21 protein-coding genes are annotated in these 18,237 nt (G+C 73.1%); 10 read left to right on the top strand and 11 right to left on the bottom strand.

Annotation, left to right across the window (positions count from 1 at the left end; genetic code table 11):
• Positions 1 to 75: 75 nt before the first annotated feature.
• Positions 76 to 552, bottom strand: coding sequence for an NUDIX hydrolase (locus tag ACWCSU_RS29785; protein WP_449939388.1), 477 nt, complete (start codon positions 550 to 552; stop codon positions 76 to 78).
• A 209-nt stretch (positions 553 to 761) separates the two neighbouring features.
• Between ACWCSU_RS29785 and ACWCSU_RS29780 the strand changes: the two genes are divergently transcribed.
• The gene (locus ACWCSU_RS29780) at positions 762 to 1,667 is read left to right on the top strand and encodes a glycoside hydrolase family protein (protein WP_364087582.1); all 906 of its coding nucleotides are present in this window, start codon (positions 762 to 764) and stop codon (positions 1,665 to 1,667) included.
• A 98-nt stretch (positions 1,668 to 1,765) separates the two neighbouring features.
• Here the strand turns inward: ACWCSU_RS29780 and ACWCSU_RS29775 are convergent, their stop codons facing one another.
• A complete protein-coding gene (locus ACWCSU_RS29775) occupies positions 1,766 to 2,716 on the bottom strand; it encodes a sulfotransferase family protein (RefSeq protein WP_357697124.1) in 951 nt (316 codons plus the stop codon).
• 217 nt (positions 2,717 to 2,933) lie between these two features.
• Between ACWCSU_RS29775 and ACWCSU_RS29770 the strand changes: the two genes are divergently transcribed.
• Positions 2,934 to 3,959, top strand: coding sequence for a phage baseplate protein (locus ACWCSU_RS29770; RefSeq protein WP_357697126.1), 1,026 nt, complete (start codon positions 2,934 to 2,936; stop codon positions 3,957 to 3,959).
• A gap of 57 nt (positions 3,960 to 4,016) precedes the next feature.
• Here ACWCSU_RS29770 and ACWCSU_RS29765 read toward each other — a convergent pair whose 3' ends face one another.
• Positions 4,017 to 5,471, bottom strand: a complete 1,455-nt coding sequence (locus ACWCSU_RS29765) for an MFS transporter (RefSeq protein WP_397039395.1) — start codon at positions 5,469 to 5,471, stop codon at positions 4,017 to 4,019.
• Between the two features lie 98 nt (positions 5,472 to 5,569).
• Between ACWCSU_RS29765 and ACWCSU_RS29760 the strand changes: the two genes are divergently transcribed.
• Positions 5,570 to 5,989, top strand: coding sequence for a MarR family winged helix-turn-helix transcriptional regulator (locus ACWCSU_RS29760; RefSeq protein WP_357697131.1), 420 nt, complete (start codon positions 5,570 to 5,572; stop codon positions 5,987 to 5,989).
• 225 nt (positions 5,990 to 6,214) lie between these two features.
• Here ACWCSU_RS29760 and ACWCSU_RS29755 read toward each other — a convergent pair whose 3' ends face one another.
• Positions 6,215 to 6,391, bottom strand: coding sequence for a hypothetical protein (locus tag ACWCSU_RS29755; protein WP_189650423.1), 177 nt, complete (start codon positions 6,389 to 6,391; stop codon positions 6,215 to 6,217).
• 114 nt (positions 6,392 to 6,505) lie between these two features.
• Here ACWCSU_RS29755 and ACWCSU_RS29750 point away from each other — a divergent pair, with 114 nt between their 5' ends.
• The gene (locus ACWCSU_RS29750; RefSeq protein WP_387682213.1) at positions 6,506 to 6,958 is read left to right on the top strand and encodes a MarR family winged helix-turn-helix transcriptional regulator; all 453 of its coding nucleotides are present in this window, start codon (positions 6,506 to 6,508) and stop codon (positions 6,956 to 6,958) included.
• A 118-nt stretch (positions 6,959 to 7,076) separates the two neighbouring features.
• Positions 7,077 to 8,078 carry a serine hydrolase domain-containing protein gene (locus ACWCSU_RS29745; protein ID WP_357697134.1) on the top strand — a complete coding sequence of 334 codons (1,002 nt, stop codon included), beginning with the start codon at positions 7,077 to 7,079 and terminating at the stop codon, positions 8,076 to 8,078.
• 31 nt (positions 8,079 to 8,109) lie between these two features.
• Here the strand turns inward: ACWCSU_RS29745 and ACWCSU_RS29740 are convergent, their stop codons facing one another.
• The 3 genes from ACWCSU_RS29740 to ACWCSU_RS29730 are packed head-to-tail and all read right to left on the bottom strand — an operon-like array spanning position 8,110 to position 9,683.
• Positions 8,110 to 8,946, bottom strand: coding sequence for an SMP-30/gluconolactonase/LRE family protein (locus tag ACWCSU_RS29740; protein WP_449939380.1), 837 nt, complete (start codon positions 8,944 to 8,946; stop codon positions 8,110 to 8,112).
• Between the two features lie 60 nt (positions 8,947 to 9,006).
• Entirely contained in the window at positions 9,007 to 9,471 is a 465-nt protein-coding gene (locus ACWCSU_RS29735) for a Clp protease N-terminal domain-containing protein (RefSeq protein ID WP_449939377.1), read from the bottom strand.
• On the bottom strand, positions 9,468 to 9,683 hold the full coding sequence (locus ACWCSU_RS29730; RefSeq protein ID WP_357697141.1) for a hypothetical protein: 216 nt from the start codon (positions 9,681 to 9,683) through the stop codon (positions 9,468 to 9,470). Before ACWCSU_RS29730 ends, ACWCSU_RS29735 begins: the two co-directional genes overlap by 4 nt.
• 99 nt (positions 9,684 to 9,782) lie before the next feature.
• On the opposite strand from ACWCSU_RS29730, the gene ACWCSU_RS29725 reads away from it, so the two are divergent.
• Positions 9,783 to 10,880, top strand: a complete 1,098-nt coding sequence (locus ACWCSU_RS29725; protein WP_397039390.1) for an enolase C-terminal domain-like protein — start codon at positions 9,783 to 9,785, stop codon at positions 10,878 to 10,880.
• A gap of 18 nt (positions 10,881 to 10,898) precedes the next feature.
• A complete protein-coding gene (locus ACWCSU_RS29720; RefSeq protein ID WP_449939373.1) occupies positions 10,899 to 12,695 on the top strand; it encodes a glycoside hydrolase family 15 protein in 1,797 nt (598 codons plus the stop codon).
• Here ACWCSU_RS29720 and ACWCSU_RS29715 read toward each other — a convergent pair.
• Together ACWCSU_RS29715 and ACWCSU_RS29710 are read right to left on the bottom strand one after the other, a co-directional pair.
• A complete protein-coding gene (locus ACWCSU_RS29715) occupies positions 12,661 to 13,137 on the bottom strand; it encodes a hypothetical protein (RefSeq protein ID WP_357697146.1) in 477 nt (158 codons plus the stop codon). The two genes, ACWCSU_RS29720 and ACWCSU_RS29715, sit on opposite strands and share 35 nt — an antisense overlap.
• Before the next feature lie 173 nt (positions 13,138 to 13,310).
• The gene (locus ACWCSU_RS29710) at positions 13,311 to 13,640 is read right to left on the bottom strand and encodes a cupin domain-containing protein (protein ID WP_357697148.1); all 330 of its coding nucleotides are present in this window, start codon (positions 13,638 to 13,640) and stop codon (positions 13,311 to 13,313) included.
• Positions 13,641 to 13,752: 112 nt separating this feature from the next.
• On the opposite strand from ACWCSU_RS29710, the gene ACWCSU_RS29705 reads away from it, so the two are divergent.
• Both ACWCSU_RS29705 and ACWCSU_RS29700 read left to right on the top strand, forming a co-directional pair.
• Complete coding sequence (locus tag ACWCSU_RS29705) at positions 13,753 to 14,922, top strand: FUSC family protein (RefSeq protein WP_449939369.1); 1,170 nt, start codon at positions 13,753 to 13,755, stop codon at positions 14,920 to 14,922.
• A 63-nt stretch (positions 14,923 to 14,985) separates the two neighbouring features.
• Positions 14,986 to 15,567, top strand: a complete 582-nt coding sequence (locus ACWCSU_RS29700; RefSeq protein WP_449939366.1) for a GNAT family N-acetyltransferase — start codon at positions 14,986 to 14,988, stop codon at positions 15,565 to 15,567.
• Positions 15,568 to 15,574: 7 nt separating this feature from the next.
• Here the strand turns inward: ACWCSU_RS29700 and ACWCSU_RS29695 are convergent, their stop codons facing one another.
• A complete protein-coding gene (locus ACWCSU_RS29695; RefSeq protein WP_357697152.1) occupies positions 15,575 to 16,171 on the bottom strand; it encodes a TetR/AcrR family transcriptional regulator in 597 nt (198 codons plus the stop codon).
• 86 nt (positions 16,172 to 16,257) lie between these two features.
• On the opposite strand from ACWCSU_RS29695, the gene ACWCSU_RS29690 reads away from it, so the two are divergent.
• Entirely contained in the window at positions 16,258 to 17,283 is a 1,026-nt protein-coding gene (locus tag ACWCSU_RS29690; RefSeq protein ID WP_449939363.1) for a hypothetical protein, read from the top strand.
• Positions 17,284 to 17,285: 2 nt separating this feature from the next.
• Here the strand turns inward: ACWCSU_RS29690 and ACWCSU_RS29685 are convergent, their stop codons facing one another.
• Positions 17,286 to 17,888 (bottom strand): TetR/AcrR family transcriptional regulator, encoded by a 603-nt coding sequence (locus ACWCSU_RS29685; RefSeq protein WP_449939362.1) that lies wholly within the window; start codon positions 17,886 to 17,888, stop codon positions 17,286 to 17,288.
• Positions 17,889 to 18,237 lie beyond the last annotated feature (349 nt).

The following is an 18,237-nucleotide window of genomic DNA, read 5'->3' as shown; positions in this document are numbered from 1 at the left end:
ACCATAGATCGCTCGACGGCGCCCCCGCCACGCCACCGCCCGGAGCGTCGCCGAAGGGATCCGTCCGGCGCGGGGTCATGGGGCGGTGGTGCGGAAGCGGGCGGCCGGGTCGTCGGTGAGGGCGGCGTCGAGGCGGGCGCGCATCTCGGCGGTCAGGTCCGGCAGGGCTCGCAACGGGAACCAGCGGGCCTCGCTGTTCTCGCCGTCCGCCGGGTACGGGTCGCCCGACCGCCAGGCGCAGCGGAACACCAGGTCGAGGTAGCGGGCCCGGTCGCCGTTGGGGTAGGTGACCTCGCGCGTGACGTCCACCAGGGCCAGCCGTTCCGCGACGGCCCGTACGCCGGTCTCCTCGGCGACCTCGCGCAACGCGGCGTCGGCCGGCTGCTCGCCCGGGTCGATGATGCCGGTGACCGGGGTCCAGGCGCCGGTGTCGGCACGGCGGACCAGCAGCACCTGGTCCTCGCGCAGCACGACCGCGGTCACCCCGGACAACCACAGCGGCTCGGTGCCGATCTTCTCGCGCAACGCGAGGACGAACTCAGGGGTTGGCATCCGCCCAGCATATTCGTCATTGATCACCCGAGCCCGGCCCCCGAGGAGACCCCGGTGGCGGGCGGGAGGGCTGAGAAGCCGGGGCCTTCCGGCGTGCCGGGCATGCGGCGGGACGCCATAACCCCATAAAGTCTATAGGTAATAAGGATAATCCCAAGGAGAGGTAAGCAGCCATGTCCGGCTCCACGTCCTGGCCTAGCCTCGGTTCCATGCCGATCGACGAGAACGCCCTGCTGCCCGATCCCGGCCGCGCCGTCGTGGCGGTCGAGCCGCCGGTCCCGGCGCACGGCCATTGGGCCGGGGCGCCGAGCGCCGTGGCCGCCGACGGCCTGATCTACCTCGCCTACCGCCTGCGCCGCCCGGTCGGCGAGGGCCGCGGGTACGCGGTCGTGGTCGCCCGCTCCGCCGACGGCGAGCGTTTCGAGCCGCTGACGACGATCACCCGCGAGGAGATGCACGCCGAGTCGCTGGAACGGCCCGCCCTGGTCCGCACCCCCGAGGGACGCTGGCGGCTGTACCTGAGCTGTGCCACGCCGGGCACCAAGCACTGGCGGGTGGAGGTCGTGGAGGCCGACGACCCCGCCGCGTTCGACCCGCGCACCCGGACGACCGTGCTGCCCGGCGACCCCAAGACCGGGGTCAAGGACACCGTGATCGTGCGGCGCGGCGACGTGTGGCACCTGTGGGCCTCCTGTCACCCGCTGGCCGACCCCGACGAGGCCGACCAGATGGTGACCGACTACGCCACCAGCGCCGACGGCCTGGACTGGACCTGGCACGGCACCGCCCTGACCGGCCGCCCCGGCCTGTGGGACGCGCGCGGCGTCCGGATCAGCGCGGTGCGCTTCGACGGCGACCGGGTCGTGGCCTTCTACGACGGCCGGGCCAGCGCCGAGGAGAACTACGAGGAGCGCACCGGCGTCGCCGTGGGCGCCGACCCCGACGCGCTGACCGCCCTGGGCGACCGGCCCGCCGCGATGTCGCCGCACCACGGCGGGGGCCTGCGCTACCTCCACTTCGTCGACCTGCCCGACGGCCGCCTGCGCCTCTACTACGAGTACACCCGCGCCGACGGCGCCCACGACCTGCGCACGGAACTACGCCCGGCCCCCTGACCGCGACCCGCCCGGCCTCGGCCCCGACCCCGGCGCCGGGCCGGGCCGGGCCGGAGTGCGCCGACCCCGACCCTCTGGCCCCGGCCCCCGGCACCCGGTCAGTGGGCGCGGCCGTTTCTGGCCTGGCGCTGGCCGGGTGGCCGGCTGCCGACCAGGCCGCCCGAACGTTCCCGGGGCCGCAGCCAGTCGCTGAAGTCCTCGCCGGTGACCTGCTGGAGCAGCTCGACGTCCGCGGCGAAGTAGCGGATCAGCCGCTGCCGCTGCTCCCACTCCAGCGGCCGGCGGGCCCGGCCGCTGCGCTGGAGCAGCCGCTCCAGCGGCCCGGACAGGGGCGCGGGCAGGGTGCGGCGCAGGATGGACAGCAGCGCGTGCCGCGCGCCGGGGGCCGGATGCGCGGTCACGTTCTCCCTGGGGACGCCGTCGAGCAGGCCCTGCCGTACGCCGAGGAAGCCGCAGATGCGGTCCAGGGTCTCGGCCGGCCGGTCCACGATGTCCCGGTAGCGGAAGATCAGCACCTGGTCGCGCGGGAACAGGGTGAACAGGTGGGCGAGCTGCCCGCCGTACCGGCCGAGGCCGGTGTAGTGCCAGAAGTGCGCCCATCCGGCCGCTACCCGGTCCGGCTCGGCCTCGCAGGCGCGGACCAGGTCGCCGATCGGCTCCAGGCCGGCCGACCACAGGTGGGTCCAGTTGGAGTGGGCGCGCTCGACCGGGTCGCGCAGGCTCACGATGAGCCGGACGTGCGGGATCGTCTCGCGGATGCGCCGCTGGGCGTCCAGGTCGTACAGGTAGAAGGGGGTGGACTCGCCGGCGAGCGTGCCGGGGGGAGCGGCGGCGAACAGCGCTTCGTAGTCCGCGCGCCGCCAGACGTGTTCCCGGTAGGTCTCGGCGTCGCCCGGTCCGCCCCGGCCGGGCGGTGGCCCGTCGGTGAGGAAGAACTTCGGCTCCTTGATGGGCGACAGGAACAGGTCGGGGTGCGGGTGCAGCGCGGTGTGCAGCGCCGTCGTCCCCGCTTTGGGCACTCCCGCGATCAGGAAATCAGGCAAGGGCACCGTTTCCTCCCAGTGACGAGAACCGCTATTGCCTTACTTTCCTACCAACAGTGTCGGAAATTCAAGAGGTCGGAGCCGCTCCGCTCGTCCGATTGCCGTCTCTGTCTTCGACGCCCTCGGCCCGACCGCTAGGTTGATCATGATCCACCACAACGGCCGAACGACCAGCAGGGTGATGCACTTGCGTGAAAATCCCCACATCAGCGGAACATCTGCCGTGAGCCGTCGCGCGCTCCTCAGGACCGGGGCGGGGATGGCGGCCGCCGCCGCGGGCGGCGGCCTGGCGCTCTTCGCGGCCGAACCGGCGTACGCGACCGTCCCGGCGTCGCAGCGTTTCGTCTTCGAGGGGGCCGGCGGCGACCCCGTCGTACGGGCCACACTCCACCAGCCCTACTGGGCGATGCAGTCCTTCGCCTTCGACCACGTCCACGGGCACATCTACTTCGTGCAGACCAAGGTCGGCAGCACGAACGGCGACCTCTGGGTGACCAGGACCGACCTGCACGGCAAGGTGCTGGGCGCCATGGCGCTGCACGGGTTCGATCACGGCTCGTCGATGGCGATCCAGCCGGACACCGCCGAATCCCCCTACATCTGGCTCGCGGGCGACTGGAGGAGCCTGTCCGCCGGCACGGCCCCGAACAGCCACACGATCTGCCGCGTCAAGTACAGGGACGGGGGCGCGCTCGGCTACAAGGACGCGGGGGTTCGGAACTTCCCGATCGGCCTCTCCGACTTCCGGGACTGTCCGAGGCCCTCGATCGATCCCTACACCAACCGGTTGCTCGTTCGGTACATGGGGACGACGAGCCCGTGGCGCCTGGCGCTGTTCGACCTTCCCGCCGTCATCGGCAAGGGCATCGGCGACACCACTCCCGCCCTCGCCAAGCGCGCTCTCCCGACCAACGCCGAGCTCGGCCTCTCCGAATCCGACCACTTCCAGGGCGTGACCTCGTACGGCCAGTACGTGTACCTCTCCTACGGCGGCCCGCCCGCCAAGCCCTCGGACCCTGCCAAGCCCTCCTATCTGGTCCGTCTCGACATGAACAAGGCCGGGGCTTCGGTGGAGGAGGTCTACCGGACGAGGGCGGGCGAGTCCCTGCCCGGTCGTGAGCCTCAGGGCATGGCGATCTGGCGATCGTCGGACGGGCCGCGTCTGGCGTTCGGCTTCTCCAGCAAGATCAGCGGCAGTCCCGACGAGTTCCGGGCGACCGTCTTCTACAAGAGCGACCTCACCGGCTGAGCCGTCCGAACCGCCGCGGCCCCGACAGCCGGCCGCGGCGACCGGCCCGTCCCGCCGTCAGCGGCGGGCGGGCGAGACGGGTGCGGCGGCCTCGTCCCCGGCCGCGTGGTCGCCGGGACGGGCGGGCAGTGCCATGGTGACGGCCGCCGCGGCCAGCGCCGCCCCGCAGCCGACCAGCATCCCGACGCGGAACCCGGCCTCCGACGGCAGCGTGTGCGCGCCCAGCCGGATCGTCATCTGTGACAGGATCACGCCGACGACCGCGGCCGAGACCGTCGTCCCGATCGAGCGCATCAGCGTGTTGAAGCTGTTGGCCGCGGCGGTCTCCGACCGGGGCACCGCGCCCATGATCAGGGCGGGCATCGCCCCGTAGGCCAGGCCGACGCCGAGGCTGCACACGCAGGTGACGACCAGCATGCCCCAGGCCGAGCCCAGCAGGGCCATCGAGGAGCCGTACCCGAGCGCCATGACCAGGCTTCCGGCGATCAGGGTGACCTTGGGGCCGCGGGCGGCCGACAGCCGCGCGCCGAGCGGCGAGACCGCCATCATCATCAGGCCGGAGGGGGCCATCCACAGCCCGGCGGCCAGCATCGACTGGCCCAGCCCGTAGCCGGTGGCCGCCGGGAGCTGGAGGATCTGCATGACGATCAGCGCCTGGGCGTACATCGAGAAGCCGACCACGATCGAGGCCAGGTTGGTCAGCAGCACCTGACGCCGGGCGGTCACCCGCAGGTCCACCAGCGGTTCCCGGACCCGCAGCTCCCACCGGCCCCACACCAGCAGGACCAGCACGGCCGCGCCGAGCAGCCCGAGCGTGGTGCCACCGGCCCAGCCCCAGTCGGCGCCCTTGGACACCCCCAGCAGCAGGCACACCAGCCCCGCGCCCAGGCCGAGCGCGCCCGGCACGTCGAGCCGCCCGGCCGCGCCCTCGCGGGGCAGTGGGGGAGTGGGCGGGACCAGCAGCCGGATCAGCACGGCGATCAGCACGCTCAGCACGGCCGAGCCCCAGAACAGCACCCGCCAGCTCGCGTACTCGGCGACCGCGGCCGAGACCGGCAGGCCCAGCGCCCCGCCGATGCCCATGGACGAGCTCATCAACGCGATCGAGGGGCCGAGCCGGTCGGGCGGCAGCAGGTCGCGCAGCGCGCTGATGCCGAGCGGGATCAGGCCCATGCCCATGCCCTGTAACCCGCGGCCGACGATCATCGGCGTGAGCGACCCGGCCAGCGAGCAGATCACCGACCCCGCGATCAGCGGCGCCGTGCAGACGAGCATCATGCGGCGCTTGCCGTACAGGTCGCCGAGGCGTCCGGTGACCGGCGTGGTGACGGCGCCGGCCAGCAGGGTGGCGGTGATCACCCAGGAGGCGTCGGAGGCGGTGCTGTGCAGCAGCCGCGGCAGCTCGCCGACCAGCGGCACGACCAGGGTCTGCATGAGCGAGGCGACGATGCCGGCCACCGCCATCACGCTGACGATGCCGCCGGGGCGGGCGGTGGATGTGGAGCCCCCCACGTTGTTCTCCCGTCGTCGAAGGATGTGCACGCTACACATCATGTGTTACGTACACAATTCATGTAAGGTGCACATACCTCGCGAAAGGGGGGATTGGGATGGAAAAGCCCACACATCTCATCGAGTTCGAGACGATGCTGCTCGGCCGGCACCGGCACTACGACCGCAGTGCCCACCTCCTGCTCAGGCGGCTGCACAGCTCGGGCCCGATGTCCATCGGGCAGCTCAGCGAGGCCTTCGGACTGGACGCCTCCACCCTCAACCGGCACACCTCCGCCCTCCTGCGCGCCGGCCTGGTCGAACGCATCCCCGACCCCGAGGGCGGCATCGCCCGCAAGTTCCGGCTCACGCCGGAGGGCGAGCGGAGCCTTGTCGAGGAGCGGGCGAAGAACGTGCGCGGGCTGGAGAAGGTGATGGCCGACTGGTCGCCGGAGGACGTCACCGCCTTCGCCGACTACCTCCGGCGCTTCAACACCGACATCGAACGCCTGGCCGGCCGCCCCTGGCCCCGTTCCTGACCCGGTCGCCCCGCCGGGGCCCGGGACGCGCGAGGGCCCCCCGCCGGGACGGGCGGGGGGCCCTCAACGCGTGCGTACCGGTGTGCGTGTCGCCTCTCGGCGAGGGGCACAACGCGGCTCCAGCCGAACGGTAGTCCGCGAAGGCGATAGGTGAGGCCCGGGGACACTGGGCACACCGGCCACGATGGATGTAACGGCACCCGCTTCCGGGATGTTCCCGGCAGATCAGGCGAAGTGCATGACGATGGCCAGGCCGACGAGGTGCGTGACCACCACCACGACGAGCAGCGTGACGAACACGAACTTGGCCGGGCCGTGCTCGAAGTGCTTGCCCTCCTTCAACGGAGGCAGCTTGGCCTGGCGCTCGGCGATGCGCTCCTCCAGGGGCTTGCGGTGAAACATGAGGCGTCCCTCTTTCGGCGGCCCGGCCACGGGTACGATTTGTGTGGCATCGATTTGCAGGCTATTAGTTTGTACACAAAGTAAGTTACCAGACGGCATCGGAGGCGGACACGCATGGAGCCTGTGACAGAGGCGACAGACCTGCTGGCGCTCGACCGGCAGGTGTGCTTCGCGCTCAGCATCGCCTCGCGCAGCGTGATCGGACTCTACCGGCCGCTCCTGCAGCCCTTCGGGCTCACCCATCCGCAGTACCTGGTGATGCTGGCGCTCTGGCAGCACGAGCCGCTGTCGGTCAAGGAGCTGGGCGAGCTGCTGCAGCTCGACCCCGGCACGCTGTCCCCGCTGCTCAAGCGGCTGGAGGCGCTGGGCTACGTCCACCGCGAGCGCAACAGCAAGGACGAGCGCGCCCTGGCCGTCACCCTGACGCCTGCCGGCCGGCAGCTCAGGGCCGAGGCGGAGAAGATCCCGCCGGCCATCGTCGCCCGGCTCGGCATGGACCTCGACGAGCTCCAGGACCTGCACGCCGCGCTGATGCGGCTGATCGCCTCCGCCCGCCGCGACGCCTGACCCTCTGCGGCCTCCAGGGCCTTCCGCGCCCGCGATAAGCAACCGTGGTTGACTGTCTGCCGAATAGTCAACTACGGTTGCTCGCGTTCGTCGATCCCTTCCTGTCGCTGGAGGCAACATGTCCATGGTTCACGCCGATCGTCCGAGGCTGCGGCGGGTGATCGACCGGCTGGTGGCCGACGACCGCGGCCCCGGCCTCGTGGTCGAGGTCCGGAACGGCCACGAGCCGCCGTGGTCGGGCGCCGCGGGCGTGGCCGACCTGGAGACCGGCCGCCCCCGCAGGCCCGGGGAGCACTTCCGCATCGGCAGCTTCACCAAGGCGTTCGTCGGGACGGTCGTGCTCGGCCTGGCGGCCGACGGCGAACTGGACCTGGACGCCCCGGTGACCACCTGGCTGCCCGGCGTCGTCGAGCAGTACTTCCCCGACGCCGACGCCGGCCGCATCACCCCGCGGCTGCTGCTCAACCACACCAGCGGCCTGCCGGACGCGATCCCCGGCCAGGAGACCCCGCCCGCGGAGGAGCCCGGCGGGCGGTTCGTCTACTCCAAGGTCAACTACAACCTCGCCGGGATGATCGTCGAGGCGGTGTCCGGTTCGACGCTCGCCGCGGAGATCGACCGCCGCGTCGCCGGCCCGCTGGGGCTGACCGGGACGTACCTGCCCGGAGCCGGCGAGGGGCTGCGCGACCCGCACGCCCGCCACTACTCCGGCCAGGACGAGACGGGCCAGGACGTCGGCCGCCACGACGTGACCGACGCCGACCTGTCCTGGGCCTGGGCCGCCGGCGGCATGGTCTCGACCACGGCCGACCTGCACCGCTTCCTGGCCGCCCTGCTGGGCGGGCACCTCCTCCCGCCGGCGCAGCAGGAGGAGATGTTCACCACCGTGTCCACCGAAGGCGCCGGCTGGGTGCCCGACGCGCGCTACGGGCTCGGCGTCTACTCCCAGCGCTTCCCGTCCGGGGTCACGCTCTGGGGCGGCGGCGGGTTCATCCAGGGGTCGATGACGTACGCGATGGGCGACCGCCGGGGCACGCACACGCTGACCGCCAACGTGAACGGCGACTGGGGCGACTTCCTGGGGACCTGCGCCGACCTGTTCCAGGCCGAGTTCCATTGACCGGCCGGCGCGGCCCCGCCGGGGAACCGGCTCAGACGAGCCCCGGGACGGTCACCGAGGCGGTCCGGACCTCGCCCGTGCGGCCGGCGAACATCTCCGCCATCCGCTCGACGCCCGGGAACACCGCGACCGTCATGAACAGCGTCCGGCCGTCCGGGCCGCCGAGGGCGCCGGCGAAGCAGGCCCGGTCGAGGTCGATCCGGTCGGTCACCTCGCCGCCCTCGCGCACCCGTACGCAGGCGGCCCCGTCCTCGTCGTCCACCTGGGTCCAGATCGCGCCCTCGGCGTCCACGCAGATGCCGTCGCCGCCGACGGGGGCCCACACCCGGCGGCCGGACAGGCCGCCGTCCGCGCCGATGTCGAACGCCGTCAGCCGCCGCGTCCAGGACTCGGCGACGACCAGCGTGGAGCCGTCCGGGGTCACCGCCATCCCGTTGGGGAAGTGCAGGTCCTCGGCGACCACCCGGATCTCGCCGTCCGGGCCGACCAGGGCGATCACGCCGGGCGCGAAGTCCTCCCGGCCGAAGGCGAAGCCGACGCAGTTCACGTAGACGCGGCCGCGGCCGTCCACGACCACCTCGTTCGGCCCGGCCGGCAGCTTGCCCAGGTCGGCGTGGACGGCCGTCGTCCCGTCGGGGTCCAGGCGCAGCAGCTCGCGCTCGCCGGTCACCAGCAGGCGGCCGTCGGGCAGCCAGGCGAGGCAGAAACCGGCAGGTTTCGGGCCGCGGGCGATCACCTCGCGGTCGCCGTCCGGGGTGACGGCGAGGATCTCCTGCTCCCCCCAGTGGGAGAACCACAGCCTGCCCTCGTGCCAGCGCGGCGACTCGGCCACGCACAGTCCGGTCACCAGGGTCTTCGTCTCGATCATGTCGTCATGCCTCCTTTGCCCCCTACACGAACGGCGGGGGGCCGGATCGACATCACCGGGTCACAGAAGTTCGCGGGCGCGCTCGGCCAGCGCGGCGCGGTCGACGCCCGCCAGGGCCAGCGCCCGCGGCACCGTGCCCACCTCGGCCTGAAGGACGCCGAGCAGTACGTGAATCGGCCGCAGGTCCTTCTTGCGATGCGTGGAGGCCAGCCGCTCAAGCGCCAGCTTGACCGACGCCCCCACCTGCGGACGGCGTTCGGGATCGGGCGTCGAACGCAGGTCGAAGGCGGTCGCCGACACCCCCGCCGCCGCGAGGCTGTGCTCGAACTCCCGGCGCAGCGCCGCCCGCACCCCCGCCTGGTCGAGCCCGGCGGCGGACAGGATCGCCCGCGCCCCGGTGTCCTCCGGCGCCGCCATGGCCAGCAGCAGGTGGTGGGCCTCGATCGTGGCCGAGCCCTCCGCCCGCGCCTCGGCCTGCCCCCGCATCAGCACCTCGTGCAGGTAGGTGTCGAACGCGCCGCTCACGCCCGCCTCCTCAGCTCGACCCCGGCCGCGATGAGCCGCTTGGCGTGCTTCTTGTGGACCGCCTGGCGGGTGATGCCCAGCGCCTCGGCCACCTGCGGCCAGCTCCAGCCCGCCCGCATCGCCTGCTCGACGGCGGCGTCCTCCAGCTGGTCGGCCAGGCGGCGCAGCGCGACCACGGCCGCGAGCGCGTCCGCGGGCTCCTTGACTGACATTCCAGCCACCCTAGGCGTCCGTCGCGGGATCAGGCAATCCAGGTTGCCTAAAGGGGGCGAGGCGTCATGCGGGATCCACCGGGTAGGGCCAGGGGTGTCATGAGCACGATCGAGAACGTGGGGGCCGCCGCCTACCGCGTCCCCACCGACCGGCCCGAGGCCGACGGGACGCTGGCCTGGCGGTCCACCACCATGGTCGTCGTCACCCTGACGGCGGCGGGCCTCACCGGCACCGGCTGGACGTACGCCCCCGCCGCCGCGGTCGCGGTCGTCACCGAGATCCTGGCCGGCGTCCTGACCGGCGCGGACGCCGCCGACATCCCCGCCCTGCACGGCGAGATGGTCCGGCAGGTGCGCAACGCGGGCCGTCCCGGCGTCGCCGGCTACGCCGTCTCGGCCGCCGACGTGGCGCTGTGGGACCTCAAGGCGCGGCTGCTCGGCCTGCCGCTGACCCGCCTGTTCGGCGCCGCCGGGCCCGAGGTCCCCCTGTACGGCTCGGGCGGCTTCACCACCTACGACGACGAGGCCACCACGGCCCAGCTCGCGCACTGGGTCCACGAGCAGGGCATCGGCCGCGTCAAGATCAAGATCGGCGAGTCGTCCGGCACCCGCCCCGACCGCGACCTGCACCGCGTGGCCCTGGCCCGCCGCGTCATCGGCGACCGGGCCGAGCTGTACGTCGACGCCAACGGCGGCTACACCGCCAAACAGGCGATCCGCCTGGCCGGACGCATGCGCGAGCACGACGTGACCTGGTTCGAGGAGCCCGTCTCCTCCGACGACCTGCCGGGCCTGCGCCTCGTACGCGAGCGGGCCGTCCCCGACGTCACCGCCGGCGAGTACGGCTGCGACCCCGCCTACTTCACCCGCATGTGCCAGGCCCAGGCCGTCGACTGCCTGCAGATCGACGCCACCCGCTGCGGCGGCTACACCGGCTGGTTCGCCGCCGCCGCGATCGCCGCCGGCCACAACCTCCAGGTGTCCGCCCACTGCGCGCCCAACCTGCACCTCCCGGCCGCCGCGAGCACCGCCAACCTGCGCCACGTCGAATGGTTCCACGACCACCAGCGCATCGAGTCCGAGCTGTTCGACGGCGCCGCCGACCCCTCCGGCGGCCTGGCCCGCCCCCGGCCCGACGCCCCCGGCCACGGCCTCGAACTGCGCGCCGCCGCCGCCGAACCCCACCGCGTGGCCTGACGGAAGGAGCGGGCGCCGATGCGGATCGAGGACTACGCCCTGATCGGCGACATGCACACCGCCGCGCTCGTCGGCCGCGACGGCTCGATCGACTGGCTGTGCCTGCCCCGCTTCGACTCGCCCGCCTGCTTCGCCGCGCTGCTCGACGGCCCGCGCGCCGGACGCTGGCTGCTGGCCCCCGCCGGCGGCGGCCGGGCCACCTCGCGCGGCTACCGCCAGGGCATCCTCATCCTGGAGACCACCTGGGACGGCCCCGACGGCAGCGTCCGGGTGGTGGACTTCATGCCGCCCCGGGGCGAGGCCCCCGACGTCGTGCGGATCGTCGAGGGTGTGCGCGGCAGCGTCGAGATGACCATGGAACTGGTGCTGCGCTTCGACTACGGCAACGACATCCCCTGGCTGCGGTACGAGCCCGGCGTCCTGGCCGCGGTCGCCGGCGGCGACGCCACCTGGCTGCGCACCCCCGTCGAGCTGTGTCCGGACGACGACGAGCACCGCACCACCGCCTCGTTCACCGTCGGGGAGGGGCAGCGGGTGCCGTTCGCGCTGACCTGGCAGCAGTCGTGGCTGCCGCGCCCCGAGCCGGTCGACCCGCCCGAGGCCCTGGCCGACACCGAGCGGCTGTGGCGTGAGTGGGCCCGCCGCTGCGGCTACCGCGGCGACTACGACGAGGCCGTCCGCACGAGCCTGCTCACCCTCAAGGCCCTCACCTACGCCCCCACCGGCGGGCTCGTCGCCGCCGCCACCACCTCGCTGCCCGAGCAACTGGGCGGCCCGCGCAACTGGGACTACCGCTACTGCTGGTTGCGCGACGCCAGCTTCACCCTCCAGGCCATGATGACCGCGGGCTACGACGCCGAGGCGCGCGCCTGGCGCGAATGGCTGCTGCGGGCCGTGGCCGGGCACCCCGCCGACCTGCAGATCATGTACACCGTCGAGGGCGGCAGGCGCATCCCCGAGTGGACCGCGGACTGGCTGTCGGGCTACGAGGGGTCCGAGCCCGTACGCGTCGGCAACGCCGCCTCCGGCCAGCTCCAGCTCGACGTCTACGGCGAGACCCTCGACTGCCTGCACCTGGCCCGCCGGTCCGGCCTGGCGATCGACGACCAGGCCTGGGACCTCCAGACCACCCTGATGAACTACCTCGAAGGCATCTGGGACCAGCCCGACAACGGGCTGTGGGAGACCCGGGGGCCGCGCCGCCAGTTCGTGCACTCCAAGGTGCTGGCCTGGGTCGCGGCCGACCGCATGATCCAGGCCGTCGAGGCGTTCGGCCGCGACGGCCCCGCCGGGCGCTGGCGCGACCTGCGCGAACGCATCCACCACGACGTCTGCGCCCACGGCTACGACGCCGAACGCAACACCTTCACCCAGTACTACGGCTCGACCGCCCTGGACGCCGCCCTGCTCCTCATCCCGCGCCTCGGCTTCCTGCCCCCGGACGACCCGCGCGTCGTCGGCACCGTGGACGCGGTCGCCCGAGACCTCGTGCACGACGGGCTGGTCCTGCGCTACCGGTCCGCGGCCGGGGACGTCGACGGCCTGCCCGGCGGCGAGGGCACCTTCCTGGCCTGCTCGTTCTGGCTGGCCGACGCCCTGGCCGCGACCGGCCGCCGGCGCCACGCCGTCGAGCTGTTCGAACGGCTGCTCAGCCTGCGCAACGACGTCGGCCTGCTGTCGGAGGAGTACGACACCGTCAACGACCGGCAGGTCGGCAACTTCCCGCAGGCCTTCAGCCACGTGTCGGTGATCAACACCGCGACGGTGCTGTCGGGCCGGTTCAGGCCTGGGCGCCCTCGGCATCAAGCCGGGTGAACGTGGCGCCCTGAAGGACGGCGCGGGCGCCGAGCACGTGCCCGTCGCACATCCTGGTCACCGTCCCGGCCTGGTCGGTCACCTTCCACCGGACCAGCTCCTGGCAGGGCCTGCCGAGCCGGTCCTGCGGCCAGGTGCGGTGGCAGACGCGGCACTCGGTGATGTTCGCCCGGTAGGACAGGGTGTTGCCGTGTTCGGGGCAGACGCCCCACGGCATGCCGCAGACCTGCTCGCGCTGGGCGCGGAGCCTGGCCAGGTCGCCCGCCGACCGTTGCAGGTCCTCCCCGCCCCGGTCCAGCCAGTCGGCGGCGTGCCGCGCCGCCCTGAGCTGGTCCCCCTCGGGAGATCCGGCGGGCTCGGCGTCACACAGGGAGCGGACCTCGGCGGCGAGGTCCTGGGCGCGGCGCGCGAGGTCGCGCAGCTGGGCGGGGGTGACAGTCATGAGGGCTCTCATCTCGTCAGGGCCGGGCGGCAACGGTTACACGCACGGGGACGGCCGCTCGCGCCGCTCCCGTTCTCCAGTCTCGTCAGCCTTCCGCCCGCGTGGCGCGGTCGCGGCCCACGAGTTCGCGCCTCCGGGGACGGACCGTCCTCTCCGGCCGTCGCCCGCGGGGGCTAGGCCTCCGGGACGCCGCTGTAGGCGGGGCCGAAGAACACCAGCGTCACCAGGTCCTCGGTGACGTCGTGGAAGCGGTGCTCCTCGCGGGCCGGGACGAACAGCGTGGTGCCGGGGCCGACCTCGACCGTGACGCCGCCCGAGGTGAACGAGGCGCGCCCGCCGGTGACGACGTAGATCTCGTCCTCGGCGTGCGGCGACTGGCCGTCGGTCGCGCCGGCCGGGATGGAGTAGGTGCCGAAGCTGAGCGCGGGCACGCTCAGGTGTTCGGCGAAGTGGGCGGAACCGTCCGGGGCGGGCTCGAACCGGCCGCTGTCGATGATCTCCATGGCCCGTGATCCTCTCATGTCGCCGCGTGCTCGGACTCGCGCGGGGGAGTGCTTGCGGCTCGTCCTAAATGTGAGTAAATGTCACGTCATGTGGCGTGGCTGGGGTGACCGGATGTCCGCGGCTGTCAGGCGTGAGGTGTCGTACGTCCGGGGGCAGGCCGCCGGGCTGGCCAAACCCGGGTCGTACCAGCGGCTGCAGGCGCTCCAGATCGCCAAGGCGACGCTGGCGGCGGTGCTGGCCTGGCTGACGGCCAGCAGGCTGCTGGCGCTCGGCGCCACCTGGATCGCCCCGGCCACCGCGGTGATCATGGTCCACGCCACCGTGTACCGCACCCTCACCAACGGCCTGCGCCGCGTGGCCGCGGTCGGCGCCGGGGTCATCCTGGCCGGCGGCATCGGGCACCTGCTCGGCCTGGGCGTGCTCAGCCTGGTCCTGGTCGTGCCGCCCGCCCTGGTCGCCGCCCGCTGGCACCGCATGGGCAACCACGGCTCGGACGTCGCCACCACGGCCGTGCTGCTGCTCTCCTTCGCCGCCGCCTCCCAGGAGCGCTACCTGCTGGCGTACGTGCTGGCCACGGCCATCGGGGCGCTGAGCGGGGCGTTGGTCAACAGTGTGTTGTGGCCGCCGCTGTACCGCGACCGGCCCGGCGCCGCCGTCCGCCGCCTGGCCCGCGAGACGGCCGCCCTGCTGACCTCCGTCGCCGAGGGGTTACGGGACGAGTGGAACCTCTCGGCGCTGCCCGACTGGGAACGCCAGGCCGTCCGGCTGGACGAGCGCCTGGCCGACGCGGCCGCCGCCGTGGCCGACGGCGCCGAGAGCCGCCGCTACAACCTGCGCCACAGCCTTCATCCGGCCGCCGCCGGGCAGGACCACGACCAGATCCTGCGCCGGTTGACCACGCTGGCCGCGCACGCGCACACGATCGTGCACGCGCTGTCCCACCTCGAACACCACGACGGGCCCTCGACCGACGTCAGCCCCGACTACGCCCGCGACTACGCCGACCTGCTCGATCTGCTGGGCGACGCCCTGACCGCCACCGTACGCCGGGACCCGGACCCGTCCAGGGCGCGCACTCTGCTCGGCCGGGCGGAGGCGCAGGCGGGCCGCATCCACGAGCAGATGACGACGGAGATCCAGAAGGGCGAGGTCGTCCATCCGGCGGGCTGGGCCCTGAGCGGCAGCCTGCTCACCGACGCCGAACGCATCCTGGCGATCCTGACCTCCGTCCTGGCGGACACCCCCGGCAAGCCTCCTGCCACACCCCCACCCAACCCCTGACCACCGCCGTCCTCCGGGAATCGGTTTGCCTCGCGCGGCCGTCGCCGGGCACACTCGGGAGCCATGCTCATCAGGTCGTTCCCCGAGCCGGACATCCCCCTGGAGCTGCTGGCCCAGCTGCGCGACCTGCAACGGGAGGCCTGGCCCGGCCACTCCTTCCCCGCGCCCGACGGCGGGGGCCCCTCCCACGACCCGGCCCTCGCCCCCCGGTCCATGATCCTTCTCGACGGGGACACGGTCGTGGCCGCCCTGGACATCCTGTCCAAACCCCTCACCCACGCCGGCCACCGGTTCCGCGCCGCCGGTCTGAGCACCGTGGTGACCAGGAAGGCGGCCCGCGGCCGGGGACACGGCCGCCACCTGGTGACCGCCGCGCACGAGGCCATCGCCGATGCGGGCTTCGACCTGGCCCTGTTCACCTGCGACCGCCCGCTCCAGGGCTTCTACGAGAGCGCCGGCTGGTCGGCGATCCCCGGCGCGGTCCTGGTCGGCGGCACCCCGCAGGCGCCGTTCCCCAGCGACCAGCCCGGGTTCGACAAGGTCACCATGGGCGACTTCCTCTCGTCCGAGGGGCGGGCGCGCCGGCTGTCGTTCCACCACGCGCGCATCGACCTCCACCCGGGAGAGATCGACCGGCTCTGGTGAGCCTTCCTCACGCGCCCTGACGCCGCCGGACCAGCGGCAGGAAGACCTGGTCCACGATCTCCACGAGCACGTCGTCCGGCGCGCTGGGCGCTCCCCGCACCACGAACTCGTTGCGCAGCAGCACGATGGCCACCGTGGCGACCCGCGGGCGCAGCGCCTCGGGGGCGGCCTCGCCGCGGGCCACCGCCCGTTCGAGGACGGCCAGCCAGGGCGCGGCCACCGCGTCGTCCGACTGCTCCTGAAGCTGGGCCAGGAGCTCGGCGGCGCCGCCGGCGGCGGCGATCAGGTCGCGCAGGATCGCGCCGAGGGGCGAGCTCCAGTAGCGGTTGGCCCGGCGCAGCAGCTCCAGGACGTCGCCGCGCAGCTCCCCGGTGTCGGGCGGCGAGACCGTCGTGGCCAGCCGTTTGTAGGCGGCGACGCCGAGGGCCAGGCGGTTGGGCCAGCGGCGGTAGATGGCGTTCTTGTTGGTGCCGGCGCGGGCGGCGACCTTGTCCATGGTCAGCCCGGCGTACCCGGACGCGGTCAGCTCGTCGGCCGCCGCGCCGAGGATCGCCTCCTCCAGCGCGGCGCCGCGCCGCCGCGTCCGCCCGCTCGCCTCGGTCATCGCCCGCCCTCCTCGGCCTGAGGGTACTGACCGTACCGCAAGTCGGTTAGGGTACGTTCAGTACCGTAAATGGAGAGGACGCCATCATGCGAGCCAAAGGCATCAGCTACGACACCGGCTTCGTCGTCAACGGATCGATCGGCCACCCCGGGTTCGACCCCGACGTGGTGGCGCGCGAGATGCGCATCATCCGGGACGACCTGCACTGCACAGCCGTCCGCGTCATGGGCGGCGACCCCGAACGCCTGGAGATCGCCGCCGGCCACGCCGCCGACCTCGGCCTGGAGGTCTGGTTCTCGCCCTACCCGCTGGAGCTGACCGAGGAGGAGATGCTGGCGCTGTTCGCCGACTGCGCCGAACGTGCGGAACGGATCAGGCGGCGCGGCGCCGAGGTCGTCTTCGTCACCGGGGCCGAGCTGTGCCTGATGAACAAGGACTTCCTGCCCGGCGACGACATCGACGAGCGGGTCGCCCTGCTGAGCCGTCCGGAACGGGTGCGCGAGCTGGTCGGCGGGGTCGGCGCGCGGGTCAACGACTTCCTCGGCCGGGCCGTGGCCGTGGTGCGCGAGCGGTTCGGCGGCCGGGTGACCTACGCCTCCGTGCCGCTCGAAGCCGTCGACTGGACGCCCTTCGACCTCGTCTCCGTGGACCTCTACCGGTCGGCCGAGATCGCCGGCGTGTTCGAGCAGGGCGTGCGCACCCTCGTCGCGCAGGGCAGGCCGGTCGCGATCACCGAGTTCGGCTCGGCGACGTACCGGGGCGCGGGTGACCGGGGCGCGCTCGGCCTGGAGATCGTCGAGTACGAGAAGGGCACCCGCGCACCCCTCCGGCTGACCGGCGAACACGTCCGGGACGAGGACGGGCAGGCCGCGTACGTGCGCGAGCTCCTGGAGATCTTCGACGCCGCCGGCGTGGACGGCGCCTTCGTGTTCACCTTCGCGCTGCGCGACCACCCGCACCGCCCCGACGGCGACCCGCGTGACGACCTGGACCTGGCCTCCTACGGCATCGTCAAGGTGTACGAGGACCGCCTCGGGACCGCCTACCCCGGCCTGCCCTGGGACCCCAAGGCCGTCTTCGCCGCCGTCGCGGGCCACTACGGCGAACACTGACCTCACCTTCCGGGTGGCCCCGCGGGCACCACGCAGGACAGCGCCTCACGCAGCAGGTCGGCGAAGGAGGCGGTGGTGCCTGGCGCGAGCCAGCGGCGCCCTGCCACGCGGACCGCGCCCGCGACCGCTGCGGCGGTGACGGCGGGGAAGAGGTCGTGCTCGGCGTCGGTGCCGGTGCGCGCCGCGATCGCCTCGGCGAGGGCTCCCTCCGCCACGCTGAACGCCTTCAGCGCCTCGCCCTCCAGCTCCGGCGTGGACATAATCATGCGCAGCCCGGCCTTGTCCGGCTCCGGGTCGGTGTACAGCTCGACGACGGCCGCGATGACGGCCTCGTCGAGCGGCTCGCCCGCGGGCCGGGCGCGCAGCGCCTGCCCCGCCCGCCTGGACTGGTCGGCCTGGAAGGCGCAGATCGCCTCCTCCCTGCTGGAGAAATAGTTGTTGTACGTGCGCGGCGACACGCCCGCGGCCGAGGCGATGTCGTGTACGCGCACCAGGGCGAGCCCGTGGGGGCCCTGCTCGATGGCCAGGCGCAGCGCGGCGTGGCTGATCGCCTCACGGGTGGCCTGCTTGTGGCGCGCCCGGAGGTCGACGGCGTCGTCGTTCATGCCCGCACTCTACCCCCTGTTGCGCGTCGCGCATGTTGTGCGTGGCACGCAAGTTGTGTGTAGAGTGCTGGAGGCGCCTGGCACTCGCGCCCGGACAGTGCCGACCACAGGCGCGCGCCGGGGCGGCGGGGCCCGCATGCAGGGCCTTTCCGTCGCGGGCGCCGTCCCGGCCCGACCCCCGACTACAGCGAGGAGCAGCAGTGGCTTCGAAAATGATCATGTTCGACGAGGACGCCCGGCGCGGTCTCGAGCGTGGTATGAACCAGCTCGCCGACGCCGTCAAGGTGACCCTTGGTCCCAAGGGGCGCAACGTCGTGCTGGAGAAGAAGTGGGGCGCTCCCACGATCAC

The organism is Nonomuraea sp. NPDC001699 (genome assembly GCF_053596455.1).
Note: the sequence above shows the minus strand (reverse complement) of the source record. Positions and strands in the feature narration are given on the sequence as shown.